Genomic DNA, 2279 nt, shown 5'->3' on the forward strand with positions numbered 1-2279 from the left:
CGGATTTCAGTCTCGATCTGCACGGCTCCAATCTGGATCAGGCCTATAGCCGGTTGATGCACGGGCTGACGCAGGCCAAGGCACTGGGCGCGCGCGTGGTGCTGGTCGTGACTGGCAAGCCCCGGCAGGCCGATGCCATGGACCGTGGCGACCGGCGCGGCGCCATACGCGCCAAGATCTCAGACTGGCTCGCCGCCAGCGAGCACGCCTCGGACATCGTCGCCGTGCGCGGCGCGCACCGCCGCCACGGCGGGCAGGGGGCTCTCTATCTGGTGCTGCGTAAAAGGCGTTAGGCTCGCCTTACCTTGCCGTCTGCGGCCGGTGAGTGCGGGAAACAGCTGCAGGCATGCCACCAGCACGAAAGGCCAGAACCAGGTCGCGGCCATGTCCCGCCATGTGTCGTGCCATGTCCACGATCCGTGTGCGACCCTGTCCACCATCTCGTTGGCAAGCTCCAGCACGACGACGGGGACGAGCGTCCAGATCGACCAGAGCGGACGGCGCAGGATTAGGCCCGACAAGAGCCAGATCAGCAGACCCGCGTAAGTATGCGCGAACTTGTCGGGCTGGGGGCACAGGTGGACGATCCAGGCGATCGCCGCTTCGTACTGCTGGAAGAAGTTCATGACTGCCTTATGCCGCAGTGCAGCAAGAGTGTCGAGCGCGCCGGGACGGGTTGCCTTGCTGCGTGGCCAGGGTGATTAGCCTGACACGAAAACGGGCGGACACACCGGCCCGCCCATCTCGTTCCTGGCAGCAGAACCTCCGTCGTCAGGCCATTTCGGGCACTTCAGCCGGGGCCTCATTGCGGATCAGGTAATCGAAGGCCGACAGCGCGGCCTTGGCGCCTTCGCCCATCGAGATGATGATCTGCTTGTAGGGCACCGTGGTCGCATCGCCCGCAGCGAACACGCCGGGCAGGTTTGTCGCGCCCTTGGTGTCGATCACGATCTCGCCGCGCGGGCTGAGTTCCACGCCGCTGTCCTTGAGCCACTCGGTGTTGGGCACCAGACCGATCTGGACGAACACGCCTTCCAGTTCGACGTGCTTTTCCTCGCCGCTCTCGCGGTCCTTGTAGGACAGGCCATTCACCTTCTCGCCGTCGCCGGTGACTTCGGTGGTCTGGGCCGAGACCACGATGTCGACATTGGCGAACGAGCGCAGCTTGTCCTGCAGCACTTGATCGGCGCGCAGCTTGGGATCGAATTCGATCAGCGTCACGTGGCCGACGATATTGGCAAGGTCGATCGCCGCTTCGACGCCCGAGTTGCCGCCGCCGATCACCGCCACTCGCTTGCCCTTGAACAGCGGGCCGTCGCAGTGCGGGCAATAGGCCACGCCCTTGGTCTGGTACTGCTCCTCACCCGGCACGCCCAGGTTGCGCCAGCGGGCGCCGGTGGAGAGCACGAGGCTGCGGGCCTTTAGCGAGGCGCCGTTATCGAACACCACCTCGTGATAGCCGCCCAATTCCTTCGCCGGGATCAGCTTTTCGGCGCGCAGCAGGTTCATCACGTCGATCTCGTATTCCTTGACGTGGGTTTCCAGCGCGGCCGCCAGCTTGGGGCCTTCGGTATAGGGGACCGAGATGAAGTTTTCGATGCCCATGGTGTCCTGCACCTGCCCGCCGAAGCGTTCAGCGGCGATGCCGGTGCTGAAGCCCTTGCGCGCGGTGTAGATCGCGGCCGAGGCCCCGGCGGGGCCCCCGCCGATCACCAGCACTTCGAAGGGCTTCTTTTCGGCCAGCTTGGCGGCGGCCTTGGCGGCAGCGCCGGTGTCGAGCTTCGCGAGGATCTCTTCGAGGCTGATCTTGCCCGAGGCCCACATCTCGCCGTTCAGGAACGTGGCGGGCACGGCCATGACGCCGCGTTCCTCGACTTCGGCCTGATAGGCGCCGCCTTCGATCAGCGTGACCTTGGCCTTAGGGTTCTTCAGCGCGATCAGCGTCAGCGCCTGCACCACGTCGGGGCAGTTGTGGCAGGACAGCGAGAAGAACATCTCGAAATTCATGTCGCCATCCAGTGCGGCGATCTGTTCCAGCGCCTCGTCGGAGACCTTGGGCGGATGGCCGCCCGCCCACAGCAGGGCGAGCACCAGCGAGGTGAATTCGTGACCCATCGGCACGCCGGCAAAGCGCACTTCGGCTTCGGGCCGGGCCTTCGCGGCGATGGTGAAAGAGGGCTTGCGGGCGTTGTCGCCGTCGAACCGGGCGGTCACCTTGTCGGACAGACCGGCGATCGTTTCCAGCAGTTCGCGGGTTTCCGCCGACTTTGCTTGTGTTT

Annotated in this window: 2 protein-coding genes; one reads left to right on the forward strand and one right to left on the reverse strand. The window is 65.2% G+C overall.

Annotated elements, in window-relative coordinates; genetic code table 11:
* Positions 1 to 293, forward strand: a 293-nt coding sequence (locus ACE3N6_RS19135) for a Smr/MutS family protein (RefSeq protein WP_374247411.1), incomplete at its 5' end; no start/stop codon positions are given.
* Positions 294 to 771: 478 nt separating this feature from the next.
* Here ACE3N6_RS19135 and ahpF read toward each other — a convergent pair.
* Positions 772 to 2279 (reverse strand): alkyl hydroperoxide reductase subunit F (ahpF, locus tag ACE3N6_RS19140; RefSeq protein WP_374247412.1); only part of this gene is annotated, 1508 nt, incomplete at its 5' end.

This window comes from Zoogloea sp. (assembly GCF_041904905.1).
GTDB lineage: Bacteria > Pseudomonadota > Gammaproteobacteria > Burkholderiales > Rhodocyclaceae > Zoogloea.